Source organism: Micromonospora sp. WMMA1976, from assembly GCF_027497335.1.
In the GTDB taxonomy this organism is placed as follows: domain Bacteria; phylum Actinomycetota; class Actinomycetes; order Mycobacteriales; family Micromonosporaceae; genus Micromonospora; species Micromonospora aurantiaca.
The window spans coordinates 4,808,655-4,833,279 of record NZ_CP114912.1; the positions used below are offsets into that span (position 1 = coordinate 4,808,655).

Below are 24,625 nucleotides of genomic sequence, written 5' to 3' on the forward strand. Positions count from 1 at the left end.
CGCCACCTCCCCGAACTGGCGCGCCGCCCAACCAGCCTGGGAACGCCGGTCGGCCTGGCGGCGTCCATGAGTGCGGCGGCATGCTGGTGACGAGGGTCGGGTGGGCCCCGGCCGGAGGCGTTTTGGCTCGTCCGGGGCCGACCTGGTAGCCTGGCTTTTCGCGCGGCGATGACGCATGCTCGTCGTGCGCGAAAGCAGACCAACCCGAGCTATCAAGACGAGGCTGTCGCGTGGCGAACATCAAGTCCCAGATCAAGCGCAACCGGCAGAACGAGAAGCGCCGGCTGCGTAACAAGTCGGTCAAGTCGTCGCTGAAGACCGCCATCCGGAAGTTCCACGAGGCTGCCGAGGCGGGCGACACCGAGAAGGCCACCGTGCTCATGCGTGAGGCCACCCGCAAGCTGGACAAGGCTGCCAGCAAGGGTGTCATCCACTCGAACCAGGCGGCCAACCGGAAGTCGGCGATCGCCAAGCGCGTCGCCTCGTTCTCTGCCTGACCAGCGCTACAGATTCCACCGGAAGCCCCGGGGCCACGAGCCCACGGGGCTTCCGCCTGTCCGCACTCCCCCGTCGCGCGCCGCGCGCGGAGATCTTGGAAGATTTCGGCCCCTCTGGCGGGTTCAACCGGTGGTTGCAACACCTAGTAGCTGGGTCATCTTCTCACCGGGGGTGGCCCAGCCCAGGGTCATGCGGGGACGGTCGTTGAGTTCGTCGGCGATGGCGTTGAGGCCGGTTTGGTCGATGGTGGTGAAGTCGAACTGGCCTTTGGGGAAGTACTGGCGCAGCAGGCCGTTGGTGTTCTCGTTGCTGCCGCGTTGCCAGGGGCTGTGGGGGTCGCAGAAGTAGACCGGGCAGTCGGTGGCGATGGTGAAGTCACGGTGCCGGGCCATTTCTGTGCCCTGGTCCCAGGTCAGCGAGGCCCGTAGGCGCTGCGGTAGCCAGGTCATCGCGGCAGCCAGCTGAGATACGACGTGTTCGGACACCTTGCCCTCGGGCAGTCCGACCAGGATCACGAATCGGGTAGCGCGTTCTACCAGGGTCGCGATCGCGGATCCACCACGTCCACCCCGTCGTACTCCCTCGAGCAGATCGCCCTCCCAATGCCCGGGCACGGCCCGATCGGCGACTTCAGCGGGCCGGGCACTGATGTTCAAACCGAGCCACGGCCGACTCGAGCGCACCGCCGCCGCAGCCACCGGCCGGCGCCGACGCGCCGCTCGCCCGGACCGCAGGGCCACCTGACGAGTCAGCTCGGCACGCAGATTCCCTCGCGCCTGCAGGTAGATCGCCTGATAGATCGTCTCGTGCGACACATGCATCTCCGGCTGCAGCGGATACTCCCACCGCAGCCGAGCGGCGATCTGCTGCGGCGAACGACGTCGACGAAGCATATCCACCACGGTCTGCCGCAACCGCCCGTCAACAGCCAACCGCGGCACACGCCTGGCACGGTTGTGCCGCAAGAACGACGCCCACTGCGCCATCGACGGCTGATACTGCTGCCCGTAACGCTCGAACCGGCCCACCTCACGCGAAACAGTCGAGACCGCCCGTCCCAACCGACGCGCAATCGACCGCAACGACTCACCCGCAGCCCGACCCAACCCAATCTGCTCCCGCTCCAGCGGGCTCAACCTCGACGCCACAACCACCCCAACGAAGATCACCGGAAGGGTGTTGCAACCACCGGTTGAACCCGCCTCTGGGGGCCATTTCGTACCAAGATCTACGGAGTGATCGGGCCCCCGGCGGCGGCTTCGGCGGTCGGTCCGGCGGGAAAGCGCGGGGCGTCCGGAGAGCGCGGGGCGCGGTGTCGGGAGGCGCAGCGCCGGGCCTCTGGAGGGCGCAGCGCGAGGCGGCGGGAGAGCGCACCCCGGTGGCTGCGGCTATCGCTCGTTCGGGCGGTCGAATGTCACGCGTTGCGGATGGTGGTAGCGGACGCCCCGGGAATCCGCGGTCACGCCGCCGGGCAACGCACGGGAACTCGCCGCGCCGCGCGGCAGCGACCCGATGCTCGTCGCGCCGCCCGGCAACGCACGGGCGCTCGTGGGCACCCGGGCCCGGCCGACCACCGGCTCCATCTGGCGGCGGAAGCGATCCCGCTCCTGCTCGGGCACCTGCGCCGCGGTGCGGACGACCATCTCGGCCACCACGTCGTTGAGCTTGACCATCGCGGCCACCGCGATCGGCAGCACCAGCACCGCCCACCAGCTCACCAGTTCGGCGAGCGCGAGCAGGACGGCCAGCGCCACCGCGCCCTCGAAGAACAGGAAGCAGAGCACCCCACCCGGGTTGACGAAACGCAGCCCCAGCACCCGGGCGTAGAGCGGGCGGTACCGCTCCTCGTCCGTGGCCACCGTCGACCACGCTCGGGTCACCGGGCGCCGCCCTGCCGGGCCGCGGCCACCGAGAACACGGCCCGCTCCAGCGCGTACGCCCGGTCGTCGGCGCCGCCCTTGACCGCCGCGTTGCACTCGGCCGCCACCCGCATCGCCTCGACCAGGCCCTCCGGCGTCCAGCCCCGGGCGCGTACCTGGGCCTTCTCGATCTTCCAGGCCGGCATGCCGAGCGTCTTCGCCAGTTGGAACGCGCTGCCCCGCCCTGCGGCGGCGACCCGGGCGACGGTCCGTACGCCGTCGGCCAGCGCGTCGGCGATCGGCACCGGGTCGACGCCGACGTGCAGCGCCCATCGCAGCGCCTCCAGCGCACCTGGTACGTCACCGACCATCGTCGCGTCGGCGACGGTGAAGCCGGTGACCTCGGCCCGCCCCCGGTAGTAGCGGGCGACGGTGTCCGCGCCGATCCGCCCGTCGGTGTCGGCGACCAGTTGCGAGCAGGCGGCGGCCAGCTCGCGCATGTCGTTCCCGACGGCGGCGACCAGGGCGTCGGCCGCGTCGGGCGTGCACTTGCCGCCGATGCGGCGGATCTCGTCCCGCACGAAGGCGGCCCGCTCCCGGTCGCCCTTCAGCTTCACCGCCGGCACCACTGTGGCGCCCGCAGCCCGTAGACCGTCGGCGAACGCCTTGCCCTTGGCCCCGCCCAGGTGCAGCACCACGAGCTGCACGTCCGGGTCGGGGTTCTTCGCGTACGCGAGCAGCGCTGTGGACAGGTCCTTGCGGGCGTCCTGCCCGGAGCGGAGCACGAGCACCCGGCGACCGCCGAACAGCGACGGGCTGAGCATCTCGGCGATCTCGCCGACGGTGAGCGTGCCGGCCTGGTATTCCCGTACGTCCACGTCGGGGTCGACCTCGCGGGCCCGGGCGACGGCTTCGGTGACCGCTCGCGTGGCGAGCAGCTCCTCGTCGCCGAGGACGAGCACAATAGGAGGCAGGTCGGCGGGGGTCACGTCGCCCATACTCGCACGCCCTCCGACCCGGCCGGGCCTGCTCATCGGGGACTGTGACGGCGCAGCCCGCACACAGCGCAAATCCAGACATTTGACTTGATTCCCCATCTATCGCAACAAGATTCCCCTGGTTCAGCGTGGCGGTCCCGACTCGGCGCCGCGTTTCACCACTGCGAGGCCGGCATCCACCCGGACCGCCGCGACGTCCCCGTCGGTGTCGGTACGCAGCACCCGCGCACCAGCCCGGGTCAGCCGGTCCAGCAACCCGGCGTTGGGGTGCCCGTAGTCGTTGCCGACGCCCACGCTCACCAGCGCCACCGCCGGACGCACCGCGGCCAGGAACTCCGGCGCCTGGTACGCGGACCCGTGGTGGGCGACCTTCAGCACGTGGGCCCGGATCGCGGCGGCCGGTGTGGTCTCCAGCATCGCCCGCTGCTCCTCCGTCTCGGCGTCACCGGTGAGCAGGATCCGTACCCCGCCCACGGTGGCGGCCAGCACCAGCGAGTTGTTGTTCGGATCCGACCGGCTGCCCCGCAGCGGGTACGGCGGCCCGACCGCGACCAGGTCCACCGCGCCCGCTGACCACCGCCAGCCCGCCTGCACCGGGGTCAGCGGCGCACCGGCCCCGCGGGCCGCCTCGCGTACCTGGGCGACACCGAAGGGCGGCTCGGACCAGGACGGACCCACCACCGCACCCACCCGCCGGCCGCGGAACACCCCGGCCACACCGCCGACGTGGTCGACGTGGAAGTGGCTGACCACCAGCAGCGGCACCTCGCGTACGCGAAGGCGGCGCAGGCATGCGTCCACGCCGGACGGCTCCGGGCCGGCGTCGACCACGACGGCCCGGCCGGCGGCGACCGGCAGCACCACCGCGTCCCCCTGCCCCACCGCGCACGCCACCACCACCCAGCCGCGCGGCGGCCAGCCCGAGGCGAGCAGCCGGATCGGCACCGCACCCAGCACCACCGCCACCACGACGACAGCGATCAGCCGCCGCGCCCGGCGTCGCCGGAAGGCGAGCAGCAGCGCCACACTCACCGCCGCCAGCAGCAGGGCTCCTGCCACCCCGCCCGCCCACGGCAGGTTCCCGGCCGGCAGGTCCGCCCCGTACGCGGCGACCGCCACCAGCCAGCGCGCCGGCCAGCTCGCCAGCCAGGCCAGGAACTCCGCACCGCCCGGCCACACCGGCGACAGCACCGCCGCCAGCACGCCGAGCACGGTGGCCGGCGCGACGGCCGGCACCGCGAGCAGGTTCGCCGGCACCGCCACCAGGCTCACCGTCGCGGACAGCCCGGCGATCACCGGGCCGCAGGCCAGTTGCGCAGCGGCCGGCACCGCGAGCGCCTCCGCCAGCCCGGCCGGTACACCCCGTCGCCGCAACGCGTCCCGCCATCCCGGCGCGAGCAGCAGCAGTCCCCCGGTGGCGCAGACCGACAACGCGAAACCCGGGTCGCCCGCGAGGTCCGGGTCGTACAGGACCAGCCCGGTGACAGCGGCGGCGAGCGCCGGCAGTGCCGACCGGGACCGCCCGGCGGCGAGCGCGGCGAGCCCGATCGCGCCCATCGCGGCGGCACGCACCACGCTCGGCGATGGCCGCACCAGGATGACGAACCCGACGAGCGCGAGGACGCAGAGCACGGCGGCGGTACGCGGACCGGCGCGCGCCCAGCGGGCCAGCAGCAGCACCGCTCCCACGACGATCGCCACGTTGGACCCGGACACCGCGTTGAGGTGCGTCATCCCGGTGGCCCGGAAGTCCTCCTCCACCTCCGGCAGCAGCCGGCTGGTGTCGCCCACCACCAGACCCGGCAGCAGCCCGCCCGGCGCGTCGGGCAGCGGCTCGCAGGCCCGTTGCAGCCCGGCCCGCAGCACCCCCGCCGCCCGTTGCGGCCACGACGCGTCGCCGCGCAGCGTGGGCGGTTCGGCGGTGGAGAGCACGGCGGCGGTCAGGTCACCGCCGCGCGGGGCGGCCAGCCTCCCCCGGCTGGTGACACGCTGGCCGGGAAGCAGTGGACGCCAGGCCGGGTCGGTGGCGAGCACCAGGGCGCGTACCGGGCCGGTGACGCGGGCGCCGCCGGGGCCGGTGAGCTGGATCAGATCCACGCGGACCAACAGCATCGGTTGCCGGCCGGGCGCGCCGCGTACCGGGCGGGGATCGTCGCGCAGCACCAGCTCGGCAGTGACCGGGGCGCTGTCGGCGACGAGCGCGCGGACCGGGGCGGCGTCGCGGACCGCGACCCGCGCGCCGGTGGCCGCCGCCCCGCAGAGGACGCCGAGCAGTACGGCGACCGCGATCCAGCCGTAGCGGCTGGCCGTCACGCCCGGCCGGCCGAGCACGCCGGCCAGGTGCAGGCCCGTGAGCAGGGCGAGCGCGGCGGCGACGGCGGCCACCCACACGCTCGACCGGACACTCAGGTGCAGCCCGGCCAACGCGGCGAGCCAGGCCGCCACCGCCAGCCCGGCCAGCCGCAGGTCGGGCACGTCGCGGCCGGCCACGTCACCGTCGAGGGGCGCGGGGCGTGGCCCGCGTCCGGCGGTCACACCGTCACCAGTTCTTTGAGCTGCTCGTACCGGGCGTCGCCGATGCCGTCGACCTGCCGCAGGTCGGACACGGACCGGAACCCGCCGTTGCGGTCCCGGTGGTCGAGGATCCGCTGGGCGAGCACCGGGCCGACGCCCGGCAGCGCGTCGAGCTGGGCCAGCGTGGCGGTGTTCAGGTTGACCGGGCCCGCAGGTGCCGCCGAGCCACCCGGTGCACCACCACCAGCCGCGGCCTGCCCGGGTGGGGCGGTGACGCCGACCAGGATCAGCTCCCCGTCGGTGACCTTGCGGGCCGGGTTGAGCAGCGCCACGTCGACGCCGGGCAGCGCGCCGCCGGCCGCCTCGATCGCGTCGGCCACCCGCGCGCCGGCCGGCAGGCGGACCAGGCCGGGACGCCGGACCTTGCCGGCGAGCGCGACGACCACCTGACCGGGTGAGCCGACCGCCACCGGCGCTCCGGGAGCCGCTTCGGTCGCCGCGCTCACCGGCGCCTCGGAGGACGCCGTGACGGGCTTTACGGGCTCGGCGCTGGGACGCGCGCGCCACGCCCAGACGGCGGCCACCAGGACCACCACTGCGGCCACCGCCGCGAGCGCGCGTACACCCCGGCGGCCGGGATCGAACGCCCCAGGACCGGGCAGCCGCGACGCGAGCCCACGCCCGGATCCCGGAGCGTCGCCTGTGCCGTCGGCGTCCGAATCGTCGGAGGCCGGATCAGCCCCGAACGGATGCTCCCGCCCGCCGTCGCGCTCCGGGAATCCGGGGCGCAGCCCGAAACCCGGCTCGATCTCGTCCGGCCCACGCCCGAGCCGCCCTCGGGCACCGGGCCGACGCCGAGCAGGCGGACCGGCGTCCTGCTCGCCCGGCGGCTGTGGGTCGCGGGTGCCGGCCCGGCCAGGGGCATCCCCGAGGCTCGCGCCGGACCCGCCGGTGAAGATCGGCACGGCACCGTCCGGCCCGGGCAGGGAAAGGCCGGGCGGCCAGGAGGACCGCGCCGGCCGGCCGCCCTGCTCGACGAGATCCGGGCCGGGCTGGGCCTCTCCGGCTCGATGGCCGGACTCCCCCAGCCGGCCGGCGCGGATCGACGGAACAGCGACGGCATCCGTGAACCCGAACAGCCGGGCGAGCCGCCGCCGTACCGTCGTCTCCTGGTCGTCTGGCACGGCTCGGGACGCTACGGCGACGGCTCGTCGACCGTCGGCCGGTGAACTCCCACCTGTGGACAGCCAGCGCGCTGTGGACAGGAGCCCGATCAAGCCCTGACTGTGCTAGGGCGGCCGGAAGGCGAAGCTCAGCGTGCCTCCGGGTCCAGCCCGAGCGCGGCCCGCCCACCGTCGACCGGCACCGTCGCGCCGTTGACGAACGAGGCGCGGTCGGAGAGCAGGAACGCGACCACCTCGGCCACCTCGTCGGTACGCCCGATCCGGCCGAGCGGGTGCAGCCGGGCCATCTCCGCGTCGACGTGCTCCACCCCGGCCGGGTCGAGTCCGGCCAGGTAGGCGGCGTGCCGTTCGGTGTGGATGGACCCGAGCGCGACCGCGTTGGCGCGGATCCCGCGCGGACCGTAGTCGACGGCGAGCGCCCGGGTCAGCCCCTCCAGCGCGGCCTTGGCGGTGGCGTACGGCAGTGCCCCCGGCACCGCCCGGCGGGCCTGGTGGGATGAGACGTTGACGATCGCGCCGCCGGTGCGTGCGGCCAGGAACCGGCGTACGGCGGTCGCGGCCCCGGCCACGGCGGGGCGCAGGTTCAGCGCGATCAGGTCGACGACCTCGCTCGCGGGCGCGCGGTGCAGGTCGGCGTCGCGGAAGACGGCGGCGTTGTTGACCCAGCCGGCCAGTGGCGCGTGTGCCTCGGCGCGGTCGGCGGCCCGGCCGGTGACCGCCTCGTCACCGGCGTCGCCGGTCAGGGCGTGCAGCCGGTCGGCGAGCGGGTGGCGGGCCAGCCAGTCCAGCGCGCTGGTGTCCCGCTCGACCACGACCACTGTGCCGCCGTCTGCGGCCAGCCGTTCGACGACGGCCCGTCCGACGCCGCGCCCGCCGCCGGTGACGACGTACGACAGAGCGCTCATCCGGCCACCCTATGGGGTGCGGCGGTGCACCACCACGCATGCCAGCCCGGGCCCGGCGTGCGCGGCGACGACGGCTCCGGCCTCGGTGACGTACGTGTCGTGCAGGCGATCGCCCAGCCGCTCGGTCAGCGCCGTCAGCAACTGCTCGGCGCGTTGCGGCGCGGCGAGGTGGTGCACGGCGAGGTCCACCTGGGCGTCACCTGCTGCCTCGACGGCGAGGTCGACCAGGCGTGCCACGCCCCGGCTGGCGGTGCGGACCTTGTCCTTCACCACGATCGCGCCGTCCGGCATGTGCATGATCGGCTTGACCGAGAGGGCGGTGCCGAGCAGCGCCTCGGCCGCGTTGATCCGGCCGCCCCGGCGCAGGAACTCCAGCGTGTCGACGTAGAAGTAGATGGTGGTCCTGGTGACCGCGTCCAGCGCCGCGTCGCGTACCCCGGTCAGGTCGGCGCCCTGCGCGGCGGCCGCGGCGGCGGCGAGCGCCGGGAAGCCGAGGCCCATGCCTGTGGATCGGCTGTCGACCACCGTGACGCGGTCGTCGCCGACCTCGGCGGCGGCCAGCCGGGCGGCCTCGACGGTGCCGGACAGCTCGGCGGACAGGTGCACCGACACCACGCCGTCGGCGCCCTCGGCGAGCAATCTGCGATAGACCTGCGCGAACTGTTCGGGCGCGGGCCGGGACGTGCTCACCGAGACCCGCCGGCCGCTCAGCGCGCGGGTGGCGTCGGCCGGGGAGGTCTCGACGCCCTCCAGTCCTTCCGCGCCGTTGAGCACGACTGTGAGCGGGACGACTGTGAGGCCGCGTGCGCGGATCAGGTCGGGGGGCAGGTAGGCGGTGGAGTCGGTGACGACCGCGACGGGCATGACCGGCACGCTAGCCGATGGCGCTGTGACGTGCCGGGGCCGGAGGTGTCAGACCGCGTCGGTGAGCGCCGGCTGGGTGATCAGGCCGACGTTGTGCGCGCGCAGGTGCCAGCCCCGCACGTCGTCGTGGCGCAGTTCGGTCCAGTGGCAGTTCGCCAGCGAGCCGAGGCTGCGCAGCACCGTGTGGTCCCAGCCGAGCAGGTGCCCGACGCCCTGCCGGGCGCCGCCACCGTGCGTGGTCACCACGACGGTGCCGCCGACGGCGAGGCCTGCGGCGTCCTGGAACCCGGCGCCGAGCCGGGCGCCCAGGTCGCCCAGGGGCTCGATGCCGGCGCCGGGGTCGGGGTCGCCGGCCCGCCAGCGGGCGTACTCGTCGGGGAACCGCTCGGCCGCCTCGGTCAGGGTGAGGCCCTGCCACTGGCCGAAGTGCCGTTCGCGCAGCCGGGCGTCGGAGCGGACCGGTAGCCCGGTCAGCGCCGCGAGCGCGGCGGCGGTGTCGGCGGCCCGGCGCAGGTCGCTGGCGACGATCGCGTCCGGGCGCAGCGCGGCGAGCACCGGCGCGGCGGCACGTGCCTGCTCCCGGCCGAGGTCGTTGAGCGGCACGTCGGTCTGGCCCTGGACGCGGCTTCCGGCGTTCCAGTCGGTGTTGCCGTGCCGCCAGACGATCAGGCGGGTCATTCGGCGGTGGCGGTGCCGGCGGCCGAGTCGGCCAGGTCGCGGTCCTCGAAGGGAATCTGCGGGCAGTCCTTCCAGAGCCGGTCGAGGGCGTAGAACTCGCGCTCCTCGGTGTGCTGGACGTGGACCACGATGTCGACGTAGTCGAGCAGCACCCAGCGGCCACCCCGCTCGCCCTCGCGGCGCACCGGCTTGGCCTTCTCCGGCAGCTCCAGCAGGCGCTCCTCGATGGCGTCGACGATGGCGAGGACCTGACGCTCGTTCGGAGCGGCGGCCAGCAGGAACGCGTCGGTGATCGCGAGCTGGTCGCCCACGTCGATGATGACGATGTCCTGTGCCTTCTTGTCGGCCGCGGCCTGGGCGGCGGCCATCGCCAGCTCGTGCGCGCGTTCGGAAACTGTCACCGTTCTCCTTCGATCAACCGTGCGACCCTCCAAGCGTCTCACACCCGGCGGTGCGGCGACTTGTCAGTTCTGGTCGATTTCAGGCATGAACCGGGACACACAGGGGCGAATCACCGCTGGTAAAGACGCCGCTTCGCGATGTACTGCACCACACCGTCGGGCACCAGGTACCACACCGGCTCTCCCCGGGCGACCCGCGCGCGGCAGTCGGTCGAGGAGATCGCCATCGCGGGCACCTGCACGAGGCTCACCGAGTCGGCCGGCAGGTGCTTGTCGGTGAGTTCGAAACCGGGCCGGGTCACGCCGATGAAGTGGGCCAGTTCGAGCGCTTCGTCCAGGTCCTTCCAGGAGAGGATGCGTTCCAGGGCGTCCGCGCCGGTGATGAAGAACAGCTGGGCCTTCGGGCCGTACTCGGCGTGCAGGTCGCGCAGCGTGTCGACGGTGTAGGTGGGACCGCCCCGGTCGATGTCGACCCGGCTCACCTGGAAGCGCGGGTTGGAGGCGGTGGCGATCACCGTCATGAGGTAGCGGTCCTCGGCCGGGGTGACAGCTTCCTCCGCCTTCTGCCACGGTTGCCCGGTCGGCACGAACACGACCTCGTCCAGACCGAACCGGTCGGCCACCTCACTCGCCGCCACCAGGTGCCCGTGGTGGATCGGGTCGAACGTGCCGCCCATGATGCCGACCCGCCGGATGTCTTCCTCCACCCCGCGATCGTAGGCCGCGCGGCGGGCGGGCTCGGGCGGGGTCGGCCACGCCGGGCGGGTGGGCCCCGCCCGGCGTGCCCCGGTCAGGCCGACGCGGCGGCCACCGCCGTCCGGGCCACCAGCGCCCGGCGCATGTCGTCGTCCAGGTCCGTCACCCATCGCCGCAGGCCGGGCGTGAGGTCGTCGCGGGCCAGCAGCGCCGCGGCCATCTCCCGGGTGGGTTGCGACACGGCGTAGCGGGGGTACGCGGCCACTGTGACCGCGTCGGCCACCCACGCGGTACGCAGCCGCGCCGCCGCCGGCATGTCGGTGAAGTAGCGCTCCACGTACCCGGCGGTCAGCTCGGCCTGCTCGGGCTGCCAGAAGCCCTCGGCGGTCGCCTCGACCAGCCGGTTCGACAGCTCGGTGCTGCGCGTGACGATCTCCCACGCGGCCCGCTTCGCGTCGACGTCGGGCAACGCGGCCCGGCACGCGGCAGCCTGCTCGGCGCCGGTGGCGCTGCGGTCGGCGTCGGCCTCGGCGTCGATCTCCGGCGCACCGGCGGCCCCGAGCACCACGAGTCGGCGCAGCACCGCCCAGCGCAGGTCGGCGTCGACCGCCAGACCCGGCGGCACGTCCTTGCCGGCGAGCCAGCCGGTCAGCATGGCGGTGTCGGTTGTCGCGCCGATCAGACCCCGCGCCGCCGCCAGTTGCAGGGAGCCACCCGCGGGCGCCGAGTCGAGCAGCGCCCCACATGCGGTCGCCACCCGCACCAGCGCCGCGGCCCGGGCGAGCGGGTCGAGGTAGCGGTCGATCAGCCGGCGGCTGAGCAGCAGCACGTCCTCGACGATCGTCACCTCGGTCTCGGCGGACAGCGCCGCCGCGATCAGCCCGGCGAGCGCGCCGGCCGGCCGTTCGCCGTCGGTGACCGCGTCAAGCGTCTCGGCCCAGAGCAGCGCCCGGGCCAGCGAGTCGTCGAGCCCCGGCAGCAGCAGCGGCACCGCGTCCGCCGAGGCCGGGTCGAGGCGGATCTTCGCGAACGTCAGGTCACCGGCGTTCGGCAGCACGAGCCCGGTGGCGGGCCGTCCGACCAGCTCGGGCAGCGGCGTCCGGCCGCCGTCGGCGTCGGGGTCGAGGTCGACCTCGAACCGGTACGCCGGGCCGTCCGCGGTGTGGTGGGCCACACCGATGCGGTGCGGCCGCAGCACCGGGTGGCTCGCCGGGGCGGTCTGCACGATCGCCACGTCGGTCCACCGCCCGTCGGCGTCCACGGCGGTGTCGACCCGCAGCGTGTTCACCTGCGCGCGGCGCAGCCAGCGTTCCGCCCAGCCGTCCAGGTCGCGGCCGCTCGCCGTACCCAGGGCGGCCAGCAGGTCGGCGAGCGTCGCGTTGCCGAACCGGTGCGCGGCGAAGTGCGCGTTCAGCCCGGCCAGGAACGCCTCGTCACCGAGCCAGGCGACGAGCTGGCGCAGCACGCTGGCGCCCTTGGCGTACGAGATGCCGTCGAAGTTCAGCAGCGCCTGTGCGGCGTCTGCCACCTCCTCCGGCGCCACCGGGTGGGTGGAGGGACGCTGGTCGGCGGTGTAGCCCCAGGCCTTGCGGTGGCTCGCGAACGTGGTCCACGCCCGGTCGAACCGGGTCGCCTCGGCGGTGACCCGGGTGCCCAGGTATTCGGCGAAGGACTCGTTGAGCCACAGGTCGTCCCACCAGCTCATGGTGACCAGGTCACCGAACCACATGTGCGCCATCTCGTGGGCGATGGTGGTGGCGCGCAGCTCCCGCTGGGTGTCGGTGACCGCTGAGCGATAGACGTAGTCGTCGCGGATCGTGACCAGGCCCGGGTTCTCCATCGCGCCGGCGTTGAACTCGGGCACGAACGCCTGGTCGTACTTGCCGAACGGGTAGCGCTCGGCGAACAGCTCGTGGAAGCGGTCGAGGCACTGCCGGGTGACGGTGAGGATCTCCTCGGCGTCGGCGTCCAGGTGCTCGGCGAGCGAACGCCGGCAGTAGAGGCCGAGCGGGATGCCGTCGTGTTCGGCGCGCAGCACGTGCCAGGGCCCGGCGATCAGCGAGACGAAGTAGGTGGCCAGCGGCTCGGTGGTGGCGAACTCCCAGCGCCCCGGTGCGGGCCGGTCGGCGAGCGGCCCGTTGGCGGCGACGGTCCACTCCGGCGGCGCGGTGACGGTCAGCGTCACCGGGGCCTTCAGGTCGGGCTGGTCGAACGCGGCGAAGATGCGCGGCCCGTCGTCCAGGAAGGACAGCGCGTAGAGGTAGGTCTCGCCGTCGGCCGGGTCGACGAAACGGTGCAGCCCCTCGCCGGTGTTGGAGTAGGCCATCTCGGCCTCGACGGTGAGCGTGTTGTCCTCGGCCAGGCCGGTCAGCGGCAGCCGGTCGCCGGCGAGCAGGGCCGGGTCGAGGTCGTTGCCGTTGAGGCGGGCGGCGAGGAGTCGGCGCGGCTTGACGTCGACGAAGGTCTCGGCGTCGGGGGTGGCCCGGAACCGGATGGTGACGGCGGAGCGGAACCGCTCGGCGTCGCCGGTCAGGTCGAGGTCCACATCGTAGGACTCGACGGTGATCGACGCGCGGCGCGCGGTCGCCTCTGCACGGGTGAGGCTCGGCATCCGCTTATCCTGCCCGATGTGGTCCGCTCGGGCCGCCTCGTTACGCATGGCGATGGAGGAGCAGCGATGGGTCAGCACCCCAAGGGCGATTTCGACCTCTCCCGGGCGGTTTGGCAGCGGGCTGAGGGCGACACCTCCGAGGGAGCGGTCGAAGTGGCCTTCGTCGACGACCTGATCGGTATGCGCAACTCCGCCGAGCCGGACGGGCCGGTGCTGGTCTTCACCCAGGCCGAATGGGACGCGTTCGTCGCGGGCGCCCAGGACGGCGAGTTCGACCTGGACTGAGCGCACCTCAGTCACCGTCGCCCCAGCCGAGCCCGCCCGGGCCGGGCGCGTGGTGGAAGCCGGGGTGACCGGCCACGTCGGCGCAGCGCTCGCCGTCGGGCCCGGCGGCGTCGCAGAACAGCCGCTCGGCGCGGTGCCAGGCGTCCGCCGGGGACAGCGCCGCCGCGGCGAGCGCCAGCTCCGGGCGGAGCAGGCCGAGCGCTTCGGCGTACGCCACGGCGTGCTCGCGCGCGACCGCCGGATCGTCGGCGGCGAAGCCCAGGTGCACGGTGAAGTAGCGCGGCGGGCGGGCGGCGGCGCGCCGGGGCGTGCCGATCAGCGGCCCGTCGCGGCCGTCGCCGCGCAGCCGGGCCGGTGCCTCGCGGTGCCGTCGTGCCGCCCTGTCGTCACGCATCGGTACCCTCCCCCGTCGTCGATGACGCCCCCGGACGTCGCGCCGGCGGGCGGCGGGCCGGTCGCCGCCGGTCCGCGAACCCGAGCCAACCAGCTTTTCCGGGCCCGGGGAGGGGCCAGCGCCCGCCCGCGTGGCCGGCCCCTCCCCCAGGGGGCCGGAGCTGCTGGAATGGAGGGTTCGGCCGCGTCGGCCCGGGTAGGTAGGCAGCGCCGCCGAACCGCGTCAGGAGCAGCCGAGATGAGCACCATGCCGAGCGACCGGAGCCCGGACAGCACGCTGGCGTTCCTCCGGGAGGGCTACCGCTTCGTCGGCTCCCGCTGCGACCGCCTCGGCAGCGACGTCTTCCAGACCCGGCTGCTGTTGGAGCCGACGATCTGCCTGCGCGGCCGGGAAGCAGCCGAGCTGTTCTACGACGAGGAGCGGTTCGTCCGGCGCGGCGCCATGCCGATGCGCGGGCAGCGCACGCTCACCGGCGTCGGCGGCGTGCAGGGCCTCGACGGGCAGGCCCACCAGGTCCGCAAGGCGATGTTCATGTCGATCATGACGCCGGCCGCGATCCGCCGCCTCGGGGAGATCTTCGACGAGCAGTGGCAGGCCCGGATCCCGGTCTGGGCGCAGGACGGCCCGGTGGTGCTCTACGACGAGGTGGGCCGGATCCTGACCCGTACGGTCTGGGCCTGGGCCGGGGTTCCGCTGGCCGAGGCAGACGTGCCGCGCCGCACCGCCGAGATGCACGCCATGATCGAGGCGCCGGCCGCGGTGGGCCCCCGGCACTGGCGCGGACGGCGCGGCCGCCGGCACGCGCAACGCTGGGCCGGCGAGCTGATCGAGCGGGTACGCGCGGGCGCGGTATCCGCCCCGGAGGGCAGCGCACTGGCGGTGGTGGCCGGGCACCGGGACGAACGAGGGCTGCCGCTGCCGCGCCGGATCGCCGCTGTGGAGCTGCTGAACGTGCTGCGCCCCACCGTCGCGGTGGACCGGTACGTGGTCTTCGCCGCGCTGGCGCTGCACGACCACCCGCACTGGCGGGACCGGCTACCGGGCGATGACGCCGCGACCGAGCAGTTCGTGCAGGAGGTACGCCGCTACTACCCGTTCTTCCCGGTCGCCGCGGCCCGGGTCCGCCGCTCGTTCCAGTGGCGCGGGTACGCGTTCCCGCAGGGCCGGCGGGTGCTGCTCGACCTGTACGGCACCAATCACCACCCCGACGTGTGGCCGGAGCCGGAACGGTTCCGCCCGGAGCGCTTCGTGGGCTGGCGCGACGACCCGTTCGGCCTGGTCCCGCAGGGCGGCGGCGACCACTTCACCGGCCACCGCTGCGCCGGTGAGTGGATCACGATCGAGCTGATGAAACGGGCGGTGACGAACCTGACCGGCGCGATGAGCTACCGCGTACCGCCGCAGGACCTGGCGCTCGACCTCGGCGCCATGCCGGCGTTGCCGCCCGGCGGCCTGGTGCTCGACGGGGTACGCCCGGCCGACGGCGCACGCCCGGCCGGTGGGGTACGCCCGCTGCGCTGAACCGGGCGCACCCCTGGCACGGTCAGGCGGCCTGCGGGTGCAGCACGGTACGCAGGCAGCCGTCCTCCTTCTTCTCGAAGATCTCGTAACCCCGGGCGCCCTGCTCCAGCGACATCGGGTGGGTGGCCAGGTAGCCGGGGTCGATCTCGCCGGCCGCTACCCGGTCCAGCAGCATCGGGATGTAGCGCTGGGCGTGCATCTGCCCCATCCGCAGCACCAGGGCCTTGTTCATGGCCGCGCCGAGCGGGAACTTGTCCACCAGACCGCCGTACACGCCGACGATGCTCACCGTGCCGCCCTTGCGGGCCGCCATGATCGCCTGCCGGACCGAGGTGGGGCGGTCGGTCTGTGCGCGTACCGTCTGCTTGGCCTTGTCGTACGCGTAGACCGGGCCGACGTCGTGCGACTCCATGCCGACGGCCTCGATGCAGGCGTCCGGGCCGCGCCCGGCGGTCATCTCCCGCAGCGCCTCCAGCACGTCGGTCTCGGCGTAGTTGATCGTCTCCACGCCGAGGCGCTGCGCGGCGGTGGCGAGCCGCTCCGGCAGCCGGTCGATGACCACGACCCGCTCGGCGCCGAGGATCTGCGCGGACCGGGCCGCCATCTGGCCGACGCCACCGGCACCCCAGACCGCCACCACCTCGCCGCCCTTGAGGTTGCAGAAGTCGGCGGCCATCCAGCCGGTCGGCATCGCGTCGGAGGCGAACACCACCGAGTCGTCCGGCACCCCGTCCGGCACGGTGAACGCGCCGACGTCGCCGAACGGCACCCGGATGTACTCGGCGTGACTGCCCGCGTAGCCGCCCGCCGCGTGCGAGTAGCCGAGGATGCCGGCGGGCGAGTGGCCCCACAGCTTTTCCGTGAAGACCGGCTGCGGGTTGGAGTTGTCGCACAGCGAGAACTGCTCGGTGCGGCAGTACCAGCACGAGCCGCAGGCCACCACGGATCCGACCACGACACGGTCGCCGACGGAGATCCGGCGCACGTCCGGGCCGGTCTCGACCACCTCGCCCATGAACTCGTGGCCGAGGATGTCACCCTCGCGCATCGCCGGCAGGTAGCCGTTGATCAGGTGCAGGTCGGAGCCGCAGACGCTGCTCGCGCGCACCTTGACGATGATGTCGCCGCCGGACCTGACCGTCGGCTCCGGCACGTCCCGCACGGCCAGCTTGCCGACGCCCTCCCAGCACAACGCCCTCACGGTCGTCCTCCCGCCATCAGCTTCTCGCGTACCTTGTCCGTCGCCCGTTCCTGGCGCGGGCTGCGCCCGGACGGGTCGTGCCGGGTGTCGAGCACCTGGCCGGTCTCGACCAGCGACTTGATCCGGCGCAGCGCCGTGCGCAGTCCCAGGTCCGGGTCGCTGCCGCCGACGAGGCCGACCGCCCGCCGGATCGGCCCGGAACGCCACCGCAGCTCGGCCCGGATCTCGGTGCCCCGGTCCTGGGGGGCGGCGGCCAGTTCGACCCGGCCGCGCTGGGCGACCGGCCCGTCGGTGACCCGCCAGCTCAACCGGCCCGGTCCGTCGACGGTGATCTCGGCCCGCCACTCGGTGCCGCCGCCGGCCGGGTCGGCCGCCACACAGCGCCACCGGTTCGCGTCGAGCTGCTCCAGCGTGGCCCACTCGGCCAGCCCCCGGTCGAGCCGTTCCCGGTCGGTCCAGAACCCGATCACCTCGTCCACCGGCCGGTTCACGGTGATCCCGCGGCGCACCACGTACCAGCCGTCCTCCCGGTCGGGTTGGTGCCGGTGCCGCCGACGGGCCACCGTCCGGGTGACTCCGAGCGCGGCCACCGCGGCAGCGCCGGCCAGCGTCCATCTCGTCGCGTTGCTGGGCATCACGTCTCCCTCCGACTCGGACCGTCCGTATCCGGCTGCGCTACCCGACACAGCCCGCCCGAAACGGTTTCAGCAGCCGCATTCCGGGCAAGTCGCGTGACCCGACACGAGGGGGAGGCGACGTGAACCGACCTGCCGCCGCACACCCGCACGACGAGGGCGCCGCGTCCGCGCCGGTCCGGCTGCCGATGGCGTACGTCCTGCCGCTGCGCGCCCGCGACGGCGAGGGCCTGGACGAGCTGACCGGGTACCTGCGCGAGCTGAGCCGCTGGGTCGACGTGGTGGTGGTGGACGGATCGGCGCCGGAGCTGTTCGCCCGGCACGCCGACGCCTGGCGTGGGCTGGTCCGGCACGTACCGCCGGACCCGGCGCTGCGCGGGCGCAACGGCAAGGTGCTCGGCGTGCTCACCGGCGTCGCGCTGGCCCGGCACGAGCACGTGGTGATCGCCGACGACGACGTGCGGTACGACCGGGCGGCCCTGTGCGCGGTGCACCAGCTGCTGGACGGGATGGACCTGGTCCGGCCGCAGAACCACTTCGAACCGCTGCCCTGGCACGCCTGGTGGGACACCGGCCGGACGCTGCTGGCCCGCGTGTTCGGCGGGGACTGGCCGGGCACGCTCGCGGTGCGGCGGAGCACGTTCCTGGCGATGGGCGGCTACGACCCCGACGTGCTCTTCGAGAACCTGGAACTGGTCCGCACCGTGCGCGCGTACGGCGGCAGCACCGCCACCCCGGCGTGGCTGTACGTGCGACGACTGCCGCCCACCGTCGGGCACTTCCTCGGGCAGCGCGTCCGCCAGGCGTACGACGAGACGGCCCGGCCGGTGTGGCTGCTGGCCGCGCTGGCGGTGCTGCCGGCGACGGCTGTCGCGCTCGCCACCCGCCGGCCCGGGCTGCTGCTGCGGGCCGGGCTGGCGACCGTCGCAGTGGCGGAGCTGGGCCGGCGGCGGGCCGGCGGCACCCGGGTCTTCCCGGCGCACACGAGCCTGGCCGCGCCCGCCTGGGTGCTGGAACGCGGGCTGTGCGCCTGGCTGGCGGTGGGCCGGCGGCTGCGCGGCGGGGTGCCCTACGCGGGCGCCCAGGTGCGGACGGCGGCCAACTCCACACGGGTTCTCCGCCGACGGATGACCCGGCGCCGCCCCGACGACCTGGTGCTCTGGGTGGAGACCGGGGCGGTGCCCCCACCACCGTTGCGCGCCGAGGTGTAAGGAAGGGCCCCTTTTCATCGCCTGGGCGGTGAAAAGGGGCCCTTCCTAACGGGAGGCGCGGACCTTCAGGACCGCACCTGCTCGGCGCTGTGCCGGACGTCCTGGGCGGCGGCGCGGCCGTCGTCCTTGACCGTGTGCGCGGCGTCCTGCGCGGTGGCCTTCACCGACTCGGCGGCGTGCTGCGCCGGTTCGCGCAGCTCGTCCTTCAGCTCACCGGCGAACTCGCCCAGCTTCTCCTTCACCACCCCGCCGTGCTCGGCGGCCTTCTCCTTGACCTGCGCGGCGACCTGCTGCTCGCGGCGGGTGGCCGGGATCAGCGAGGAGACCAGCATGCCGACACCGAAGGCGATCACGCCGGCGGCGATCGGGTTGCCCTCGGACTTGCGCCGCACCACCTGCGGCGCCCGGTGCGCGGCGTCGCTCACCGTGGCGGCGGCGGACTGCGCCTTGTCGCCCACCGTGGACGCCATCGAGGAGGCGTGGTCGCCCACCGAGTGGGCGGCGTGGCCGGTGCCGTGGCCGAGATCCGATGCGGTTCCCATCACCTTGTCCTTCACGTTCGTCAGCGCGCTGCGGACGCGCTGCTTGCGGTCGTCGACGATGCGGCTCGGGCTGACCTTGTACGCCAGGGCGTCCACGTCCGAGCTGAGGTTGTTGCGGGTGGCTTCGATCTCGCGGCGGATCTGCTCGGGATCGGTGCTCATCGGGTCACTCCCTCCGGGTGCGGCTTGAGCGCGTCGGGGATGCGCTGCACGCTGTCGTTCGTCTGCTTCAGGCCGCGGATCCGCTCGGCGTTCTTCTTGCCCATCGAGTACAGGACCGCCGCGACAGCGGCCCAGATGACGGCCACGATCAGCGCGGCCAGCCCGGAGTCCATGACGTTGTCGAGGAACTGCCAGATCGCGATCGAGACGAAGAGCGCCACCATGTAGCCGCCGAAGCCGGCGCCGCCGAACAGTCCGGCGGCCTTGCCCGCCTTCTTGCCCTCCTGGCGGATCTCCGCCTTTGCGAGCTCGACCTCCTGGCGCATCAGCGTGGACAGGTCAGTGGTGACCTGACGCATCAGGTCGCCGAGCGAGCTGCCGCGCACCTCGTCGGCGTGGGGCGGGGCACCCGCCGCCTGATAGCCGGGGTCCTGCGTGGGTACGGTCATGCCGTCGCCTCCCTTCTGCCGGTGCGGCCGGTCACGGGCGGGGAGCGCCGGTCGACGGGACACCCGGCAGCGGGTCGGTGCGCTCCGGCGGCGGCAGCGGCTGACCGGTGCCGCCCGCCGGGTCGGCCCAGGTGTTCGGGGCGCCGCCGGTCGGGTAGGTCGCGCCCGGCGCGGAGTAGCCCGGGTCCGGCTCGGCGTAGCTGCCCGGCGTCGGGTCGAGGTAGCCGCCCGGCGGCACCTGGTCCGGCATCTCACGCGCGGTCGGGATGACGGCGGTGCGGTCCGGGTCGTACGCCGGCCGCGCCGCGCTGTCGTCGCCGAGCGCGGTGATGTTGCGGGTGAGCCGTCCGGCGACCACGCCGAGCAACGCCGCGCCGACGAGGAACGTGCCCGGGTTGCGGCGGGCGTAGCTCTTCACCTCGTGGAGGAGGTCGCCCGGCTCGCGCTGCTCCAGCCAGCCGGCCACGCCGTGCACCCGCTCGGCCGCCTGGTGGGCCAGCTCGGTGACCGGGCCGGAGCCGCCGCCCTGCTGCGCCATGGTGCGCATCTCGTCGGCGAGCGAGCGCAGTCCGCTGGCGGCGCGCTGCTGCTGCTGACCGGCCTGCGCGGTGACCTGGCTGCGGGTCTCGCCGTAGAGGTCGCGGGCCTGCCGCTTGGCCTCGCCCACCACCTCCCGGCCCTGCTCCTTGGCGGTCTGCGCCACGGCGCCGCCCGCGTTCGCGGCGTCGGAGCCGACCTGGCGGGCCTGGTCACGTACGCCACCACCACCGTTCGTCGACTGGTACGTGGCCGAACTGGGGGAAAGATCCTGAGTCATGGTGTCCCTTCCGCTCGTGGTTCCCAGCGGGTGTCTTCGGGGGGTACGCGGATTTGTTTCCGCGTGACAATCGCCCTACCCCAGGTCGACGGCTCCATGCCTGATTCGTGAATTCTCTGCGGGAGCGCCCCACCCCGGTCAGACAATGGGGTGCGCGCCCGCCCGGGCGGCGGCGAGTTCCACGGGGGTGACAGGGATGGCACGTGACCTGCGCGAACACGCGACCGCCCGGCCTGCGGTGCAGAAGGTCGCCCTCGCGGCGGCGGCCCTGTTCGCGCTCATCGGCGTGCTCGGTTTCATTCCCGGCATCACCACGCACTACGGCGAGCTGACGTTCGCCGGGCACCACTCCGAGGCGAAGCTGCTCGGGGTGTTCCAGGTGTCGGTGCTGCACAACCTGGTGCACCTGCTGTTCGGGCTGGTCGGTCTGGTGATGGCCCGGCGACTGGCCGGGGCACGGGTCTTCCTGGCCGGTGGCGGCGCGCTCTACCTGGTGCTGTGGCTGTACGGGTTCGCCATCGACCGGGACACCGCTGCCAACTTCGTGCCGGTGAACGACGCCGACAACTGGCTGCACCTGGTCCTCGGTTTCGGCATGCTCGCCGCCGGCCTGCTGCTGAACAACAGCCTCGGCACCGGCACCCGGGTGGAGGCACCCTTCGACCGCCCCTGACCAGGCGCGACACGCCGAGCGGGCGTTTGCCGCGGGCCGTCGCCGGGCAGGAGGACCACCGCGAACGGGTCGAGGAGGTCCGGCGATGCCACGGTGGTTGCGCGACAACATGCTCTCGGTCGCCATGCTCGGCGCGTTCCTGGTCTTCCTGCTGCTGCAGAGCGTCTTCGGCTGGCAGGTGCACAACGAGGAACTGAGCCGGTACGGCGCCGAGCCGCTGAGCTGGTGGGCCTACCTCGGCACCGGGCACTTCGCCGAGGCGGTGTTCGAGAACTGGGAGTCGGAGTTCCTCCAGATGGGCGGCTACGTGCTGCTCACCGCGTACCTGGTGCAGAAGGGCTCGGCCGAGTCGAAGCCGGAGGACCAGACGGACCGGCCGGAGGACAACCGCGACCACGCCGGCCCCGACTCGCCGTGGCCGGTACGCGTCGGCGGGCTGCCGCTCGTGGTCTACCGGAACAGTCTCGCCATCGCACTCCTGATGATCTTCGGGGGCGCGTTCCTGGGGCACCTGTTCGGTGGCGTGGCCGCCTACAACCAGGAGCAGACGCTGGAGAGCGGCGCCGCCCCGATCAGCGCGTGGCAGTTCCTCGGCACCAGCGACTTCTGGTTCCAGTCGATGCAGAACTGGCAGAGCGAGTTCCTCGCCGTCGGCGTGCTGATCCTGCTCAGCGTCGTGCTGCGCCAGCACGCCAGCCCGGAGTCGAAGCCGGTCACCGCGCCGCACGCGCAGACCAGCGCCTGAGCGTCAGGCCGCCGATCAGGCCGCCACCGGCAGCCGCTTGGCGAAGCAGACGCTGTACGGGTTGTCCACGTACTCGCCGTACACCGGGATCGGCTCGTAACCGCTTGATCGGTAGAGCGCGATCGCGGCCGGCAGGTAGGTGCCCGTCTCCAGGCACACCGTGCGGTGCCCGTGCCGGAACGCCAGTTCCTCCAGCGCAACCAGCAACTGCCGGGCGATGCCCCGCCCCCGGTACGCCGGACGCACGTACATCCGCTTCAGCTCGCCGGTCTCGGCGTCGAGCGCCTGGAGCCCACCGCAGCCGACCGCCCGGCCGCCCACCACGGCGGCCAGGTAGTGGATGTCGGTGTGCACGACCGTGACCTGCCCGTCCAGCCCGCCGTCCGCGTCGCGCAGTTCACGCTGCTGGGCGACGACGAGCGCGGCGATCTCCGGATCGGTGGCGGGACGGGACTCGATCAACATGCCCGTACGCTAGATCGGCCGGATTTCGCGCACGTTTCCCGCCACCGGCCCGGAAACGGCTACTCGGCGTCCGCTTCCGCCGCAGGCGCGGCCTCGACCTCGTCCTCCGGCCGGACCCGGCGGGCCTTGCGGGCCGCCAGCCGGTCGGACGCCGACGGCCGGTTCGACTTCTCCTCCAGCCGCACGTCGGTGCCCCGGTTGCCGGGCACGAAGTCGACACCGGCGTAGAGCGTCGGCTGCCAGTCGAACTCCCGGTCACCGATGCGCACCAGGTCACCGGCCTGCGCGCCGGCCTTGGCGAGCTTCTCCTCGACGCCGAGGCGGGCCAGCCGGTCGGCCAGGTAGCCCACTGCCTCGTCGTTGTCGAAGTTGGTCTGCTTGACCCAGCGCTCCGGCCGGCTGCCGCGCACCGTGTACGAGCCGTCCGGCTCGGCCTCGATGGTGAAGCCGGCGTCGTCGACCGCCTTCGGGCGGATCACGATCCGGGTCGGTTCGGCGGGCGGGGCGGCGCGGCGGCCCTGGTCGACCAGCTCCGCCATCGCGTACATCAGCTCGCGCAGGCCCTCGCGGGTGGCGGTCGAGACGTCGAAGACGCGCAGGCCGCGCGCCTCCAGGTCGGGGCGGACGATGTCGGCGAGGTCCTTGCCGTCCGGCACGTCGACCTTGTTGAGCGCGACCAGCCGGGGCCGGTCGGCCAGGCCGCCGTACTGGGACAGCTCGGACTCGATGGCGTCGATGTCGGCGAGCGGGTCGCGGCCGGGCTCCAGCGTCGCGGTGTCGATCACGTGCACCAGCACGGCGCAGCGCTCGACGTGGCGGAGGAACTCCAGGCCCAGGCCCTTGCCGCTGGCCGCACCAGGGATCAGGCCCGGTACGTCGGCGACGGTGAAGGTGTGGTTGTCGACCCGGACCACGCCCAGGTTCGGCACCAGCGTGGTGAACGGGTAGTCGGCGATCTTCGGCTTGGCCGCGGAGATCACCGAGATCAGCGACGACTTGCCGGCCGAGGGGAAGCCGACCAGGCCCACGTCGGCGACGCTCTTGAGCTCCAGCACGACGTCGAGCCGGTCGCCGGGCTCACCCAGCTCGGCGAAGCCGGGCGCCTTGCGGCGGGCGTTCGCCAGTGAGGCGTTGCCGCGCCCGCCCCGGCCGCCTCGAGCCGCCTCGAACGTGGTGCCGACGCCGACCAGGTCGGCCAGCACCTCGCCGTCGAGGCTCTGCACGACGGTGCCGTTCGGCACCTTGATGAGCAGGTCGCGGCCGTTGGCGCCGTCCCGGTTCGAGCCGGCGCCGCCCTTGCCGTTCTCGGCCTTCAGGTGCGGCCGGAAGTGGAAGTCGAGCAGCGTGGTGACCTGCGCGTCGACCACCAGCGACACGCTGCCGCCGTGGCCGCCGTTGCCGCCGTCCGGCCCGCCGAACGGCTTGAACTTCTCCCGGTGGATCGAGACACAGCCGTGCCCGCCGTCGCCGGCCTGCATGTGCAGGACGACCCGGTCAACGAACGTCGTCACGACGCCAATCCTTCCAGCGGGGTCCGCCCCGCACGGGGAAAAGCGAAGCGGGCCGGGACTCGAGGTCCGCGGCCCGCTTCGCAGGAGAACTACTGCTGCGGCACGATGCTGACGGTCTTGCGACCGCGCTTGGTGCCGAACTGCACCGAACCGGCGGCCAGCGCGAACAGCGTGTCGTCGCCGCCACGGCCGACCAGGTCACCGGGGTGGAACTTGGTGCCACGCTGACGGATGAGGATCTCACCCGCGCTGACGACCTGACCACCGAAGCGCTTCACGCCGAGTCGCTGGGCCGCGGAGTCACGGCCGTTACGCGAGCTGGACGCACCCTTTTTGTGAGCCATTGGAGGACGACCTACTTCCCGCTGGAGATGCCGGTCACCTTGACCTGGGTCAGCGGCTGGCGGTGACCCTGGCGCTTGTGGTAGCCGGTCTTGTTCTTGAACTTGTGGATCCGGATCTTCGGGCCCTTGGTGTGCGCGGCGATCTCGCCGGACACCGCGACCTTCGCGAGCTTCGCCGCGTCGGTCACCAGGTCGTCACCGTCGACGAGGAGCACCGCGGTGAGCTTCACCGCGTCGCCGGGGGCACCGGCGAGCTTCTCGACCTCGATCACGTCGCCCTCGGCGACCTTGTACTGCTTGCCGCCGGTCTTGACGATCGCGTACATCGGAGGCGGACTCCCTGTCGTTGAGGCTACTGGCGTCTATTCCACCGCAGTCGGCTGTCACACCGTTCGCGGTCGTTCCCACGGCGTCTCGCCGGGAGCCGTGACACCGGCAGCGCGGGCACGCGGGAACTCGGCA

27 protein-coding genes are annotated in these 24,625 nt (G+C 73.5%); 6 read left to right on the forward strand and 21 right to left on the reverse strand.

From position 1 onward, the window contains the following. Positions 1–230: 230 nt before the first annotated feature. Positions 231–497 carry a 30S ribosomal protein S20 gene (rpsT, locus tag O7546_RS22035; RefSeq protein WP_013287988.1) on the forward strand — a complete coding sequence of 89 codons (267 nt, stop codon included), beginning with the start codon at positions 231–233 and terminating at the stop codon, positions 495–497. A 123-nt stretch (positions 498–620) separates the two neighbouring features. Here rpsT and O7546_RS22040 read toward each other — a convergent pair whose 3' ends face one another. The 11 genes from O7546_RS22040 to pepN all read right to left on the reverse strand — a co-directional run bounded on the left by O7546_RS22040 (position 621) and on the right by pepN (position 13,208). Further along, on the reverse strand, positions 621–1,826 hold the full coding sequence (locus O7546_RS22040) for an IS30 family transposase (RefSeq protein WP_281601177.1): 1,206 nt from the start codon (positions 1,824–1,826) through the stop codon (positions 621–623). Between the two features lie 60 nt (positions 1,827–1,886). Continuing rightward, positions 1,887–2,378, reverse strand: coding sequence for a hypothetical protein (locus O7546_RS22045; RefSeq protein WP_281600002.1), 492 nt, complete (start codon positions 2,376–2,378; stop codon positions 1,887–1,889). After that, positions 2,375–3,355 carry a DNA polymerase III subunit delta gene (gene holA / locus O7546_RS22050; protein ID WP_013287990.1) on the reverse strand — a complete coding sequence of 327 codons (981 nt, stop codon included), beginning with the start codon at positions 3,353–3,355 and terminating at the stop codon, positions 2,375–2,377. Before holA ends, O7546_RS22045 begins: the two co-directional genes overlap by 4 nt. A 123-nt stretch (positions 3,356–3,478) precedes the next feature. Next, positions 3,479–5,890 carry a ComEC/Rec2 family competence protein gene (locus O7546_RS22055; RefSeq protein ID WP_281600003.1) on the reverse strand — a complete coding sequence of 804 codons (2,412 nt, stop codon included), beginning with the start codon at positions 5,888–5,890 and terminating at the stop codon, positions 3,479–3,481. Then, entirely contained in the window at positions 5,887–6,678 is a 792-nt protein-coding gene (locus O7546_RS22060) for a ComEA family DNA-binding protein (protein ID WP_269698143.1), read from the reverse strand. The genes O7546_RS22055 and O7546_RS22060 overlap by 4 nt, the downstream gene beginning before the upstream one ends. Positions 6,679–7,181: 503 nt before the next feature. Next, complete coding sequence (locus O7546_RS22065) at positions 7,182–7,958, reverse strand: SDR family oxidoreductase (RefSeq protein ID WP_194802361.1); 777 nt, start codon at positions 7,956–7,958, stop codon at positions 7,182–7,184. A gap of 9 nt (positions 7,959–7,967) precedes the next feature. Further along, complete coding sequence (locus tag O7546_RS22070) at positions 7,968–8,822, reverse strand: DegV family protein (protein WP_194802362.1); 855 nt, start codon at positions 8,820–8,822, stop codon at positions 7,968–7,970. 48 nt (positions 8,823–8,870) lie between these two features. Continuing rightward, the gene (locus O7546_RS22075; RefSeq protein ID WP_194802363.1) at positions 8,871–9,500 is read right to left on the reverse strand and encodes a histidine phosphatase family protein; all 630 of its coding nucleotides are present in this window, start codon (positions 9,498–9,500) and stop codon (positions 8,871–8,873) included. Next, positions 9,497–9,901, reverse strand: a complete 405-nt coding sequence (rsfS, locus tag O7546_RS22080) for a ribosome silencing factor (protein WP_194802364.1) — start codon at positions 9,899–9,901, stop codon at positions 9,497–9,499. Before rsfS ends, O7546_RS22075 begins: the two co-directional genes overlap by 4 nt. Before the next feature lie 110 nt (positions 9,902–10,011). Continuing rightward, the gene (nadD, locus tag O7546_RS22085) at positions 10,012–10,608 is read right to left on the reverse strand and encodes a nicotinate-nucleotide adenylyltransferase (protein WP_013475510.1); all 597 of its coding nucleotides are present in this window, start codon (positions 10,606–10,608) and stop codon (positions 10,012–10,014) included. Positions 10,609–10,691: 83 nt separating this feature from the next. After that, entirely contained in the window at positions 10,692–13,208 is a 2,517-nt protein-coding gene (pepN, locus tag O7546_RS22090; RefSeq protein ID WP_194802365.1) for an aminopeptidase N, read from the reverse strand. Between the two features lie 66 nt (positions 13,209–13,274). Here pepN and O7546_RS22095 point away from each other — a divergent pair, with 66 nt between their 5' ends. After that, positions 13,275–13,493 carry a DUF397 domain-containing protein gene (locus tag O7546_RS22095; RefSeq protein WP_013287999.1) on the forward strand — a complete coding sequence of 73 codons (219 nt, stop codon included), beginning with the start codon at positions 13,275–13,277 and terminating at the stop codon, positions 13,491–13,493. 7 nt (positions 13,494–13,500) lie between these two features. On the opposite strand, the gene O7546_RS22100 is transcribed toward O7546_RS22095, so the two are convergent. Beyond that, entirely contained in the window at positions 13,501–13,887 is a 387-nt protein-coding gene (locus tag O7546_RS22100; protein ID WP_194802366.1) for a hypothetical protein, read from the reverse strand. A 237-nt stretch (positions 13,888–14,124) separates the two neighbouring features. Here O7546_RS22100 and O7546_RS22105 point away from each other — a divergent pair, with 237 nt between their 5' ends. After that, positions 14,125–15,408: a cytochrome P450 gene (locus O7546_RS22105; RefSeq protein WP_194802367.1), complete on the forward strand. Its 1,284-nt coding sequence runs from the start codon at positions 14,125–14,127 to the stop codon at positions 15,406–15,408. Between the two features lie 22 nt (positions 15,409–15,430). Here O7546_RS22105 and O7546_RS22110 read toward each other — a convergent pair whose 3' ends face one another. Beyond that, on the reverse strand, positions 15,431–16,609 hold the full coding sequence (locus O7546_RS22110; RefSeq protein WP_135241602.1) for a zinc-dependent alcohol dehydrogenase: 1,179 nt from the start codon (positions 16,607–16,609) through the stop codon (positions 15,431–15,433). Next, complete coding sequence (locus O7546_RS22115; protein ID WP_194802369.1) at positions 16,606–17,244, reverse strand: cyclase; 639 nt, start codon at positions 17,242–17,244, stop codon at positions 16,606–16,608. Before O7546_RS22115 ends, O7546_RS22110 begins: the two co-directional genes overlap by 4 nt. 122 nt (positions 17,245–17,366) lie before the next feature. On the opposite strand from O7546_RS22115, the gene O7546_RS22120 reads away from it, so the two are divergent. Next, entirely contained in the window at positions 17,367–18,455 is a 1,089-nt protein-coding gene (locus tag O7546_RS22120) for a glycosyltransferase family 2 protein (protein WP_194802370.1), read from the forward strand. Positions 18,456–18,520: 65 nt separating this feature from the next. Here the strand turns inward: O7546_RS22120 and O7546_RS22125 are convergent, their stop codons facing one another. Genes O7546_RS22125 through O7546_RS22135 form a run of 3 tightly spaced genes read right to left on the reverse strand, consistent with a single transcriptional unit; the run spans position 18,521 to position 20,425 of the window. After that, entirely contained in the window at positions 18,521–19,159 is a 639-nt protein-coding gene (locus O7546_RS22125) for a DUF3618 domain-containing protein (protein ID WP_194802371.1), read from the reverse strand. Then, positions 19,156–19,608 carry a phage holin family protein gene (locus tag O7546_RS22130; RefSeq protein WP_018787295.1) on the reverse strand — a complete coding sequence of 151 codons (453 nt, stop codon included), beginning with the start codon at positions 19,606–19,608 and terminating at the stop codon, positions 19,156–19,158. Before O7546_RS22130 ends, O7546_RS22125 begins: the two co-directional genes overlap by 4 nt. 31 nt (positions 19,609–19,639) lie before the next feature. Further along, a complete protein-coding gene (locus O7546_RS22135) occupies positions 19,640–20,425 on the reverse strand; it encodes a hypothetical protein (protein ID WP_194802372.1) in 786 nt (261 codons plus the stop codon). Positions 20,426–20,633: 208 nt separating this feature from the next. On the opposite strand from O7546_RS22135, the gene O7546_RS22140 reads away from it, so the two are divergent. Together O7546_RS22140 and O7546_RS22145 are read left to right on the forward strand one after the other, a co-directional pair. Next, a complete protein-coding gene (locus O7546_RS22140; RefSeq protein WP_194802400.1) occupies positions 20,634–21,098 on the forward strand; it encodes a DUF4383 domain-containing protein in 465 nt (154 codons plus the stop codon). Positions 21,099–21,183: 85 nt separating this feature from the next. Then, a complete protein-coding gene (locus tag O7546_RS22145) occupies positions 21,184–21,843 on the forward strand; it encodes a DUF6766 family protein (protein WP_194802373.1) in 660 nt (219 codons plus the stop codon). Between the two features lie 15 nt (positions 21,844–21,858). Here O7546_RS22145 and O7546_RS22150 read toward each other — a convergent pair whose 3' ends face one another. The 4 genes from O7546_RS22150 to rplU all read right to left on the reverse strand — a co-directional run bounded on the left by O7546_RS22150 (position 21,859) and on the right by rplU (position 24,489). After that, on the reverse strand, positions 21,859–22,308 hold the full coding sequence (locus tag O7546_RS22150) for a GNAT family N-acetyltransferase (RefSeq protein ID WP_194802374.1): 450 nt from the start codon (positions 22,306–22,308) through the stop codon (positions 21,859–21,861). 59 nt (positions 22,309–22,367) lie between these two features. Beyond that, positions 22,368–23,819: a GTPase ObgE gene (gene obgE, locus O7546_RS22155; RefSeq protein ID WP_194802375.1), complete on the reverse strand. Its 1,452-nt coding sequence runs from the start codon at positions 23,817–23,819 to the stop codon at positions 22,368–22,370. Between the two features lie 89 nt (positions 23,820–23,908). Continuing rightward, positions 23,909–24,163: a 50S ribosomal protein L27 gene (rpmA, locus tag O7546_RS22160; RefSeq protein WP_013288010.1), complete on the reverse strand. Its 255-nt coding sequence runs from the start codon at positions 24,161–24,163 to the stop codon at positions 23,909–23,911. A gap of 11 nt (positions 24,164–24,174) precedes the next feature. Next, positions 24,175–24,489, reverse strand: coding sequence for a 50S ribosomal protein L21 (rplU, locus tag O7546_RS22165; protein WP_018787289.1), 315 nt, complete (start codon positions 24,487–24,489; stop codon positions 24,175–24,177). Positions 24,490–24,625: the final 136 nt, after the last annotated feature.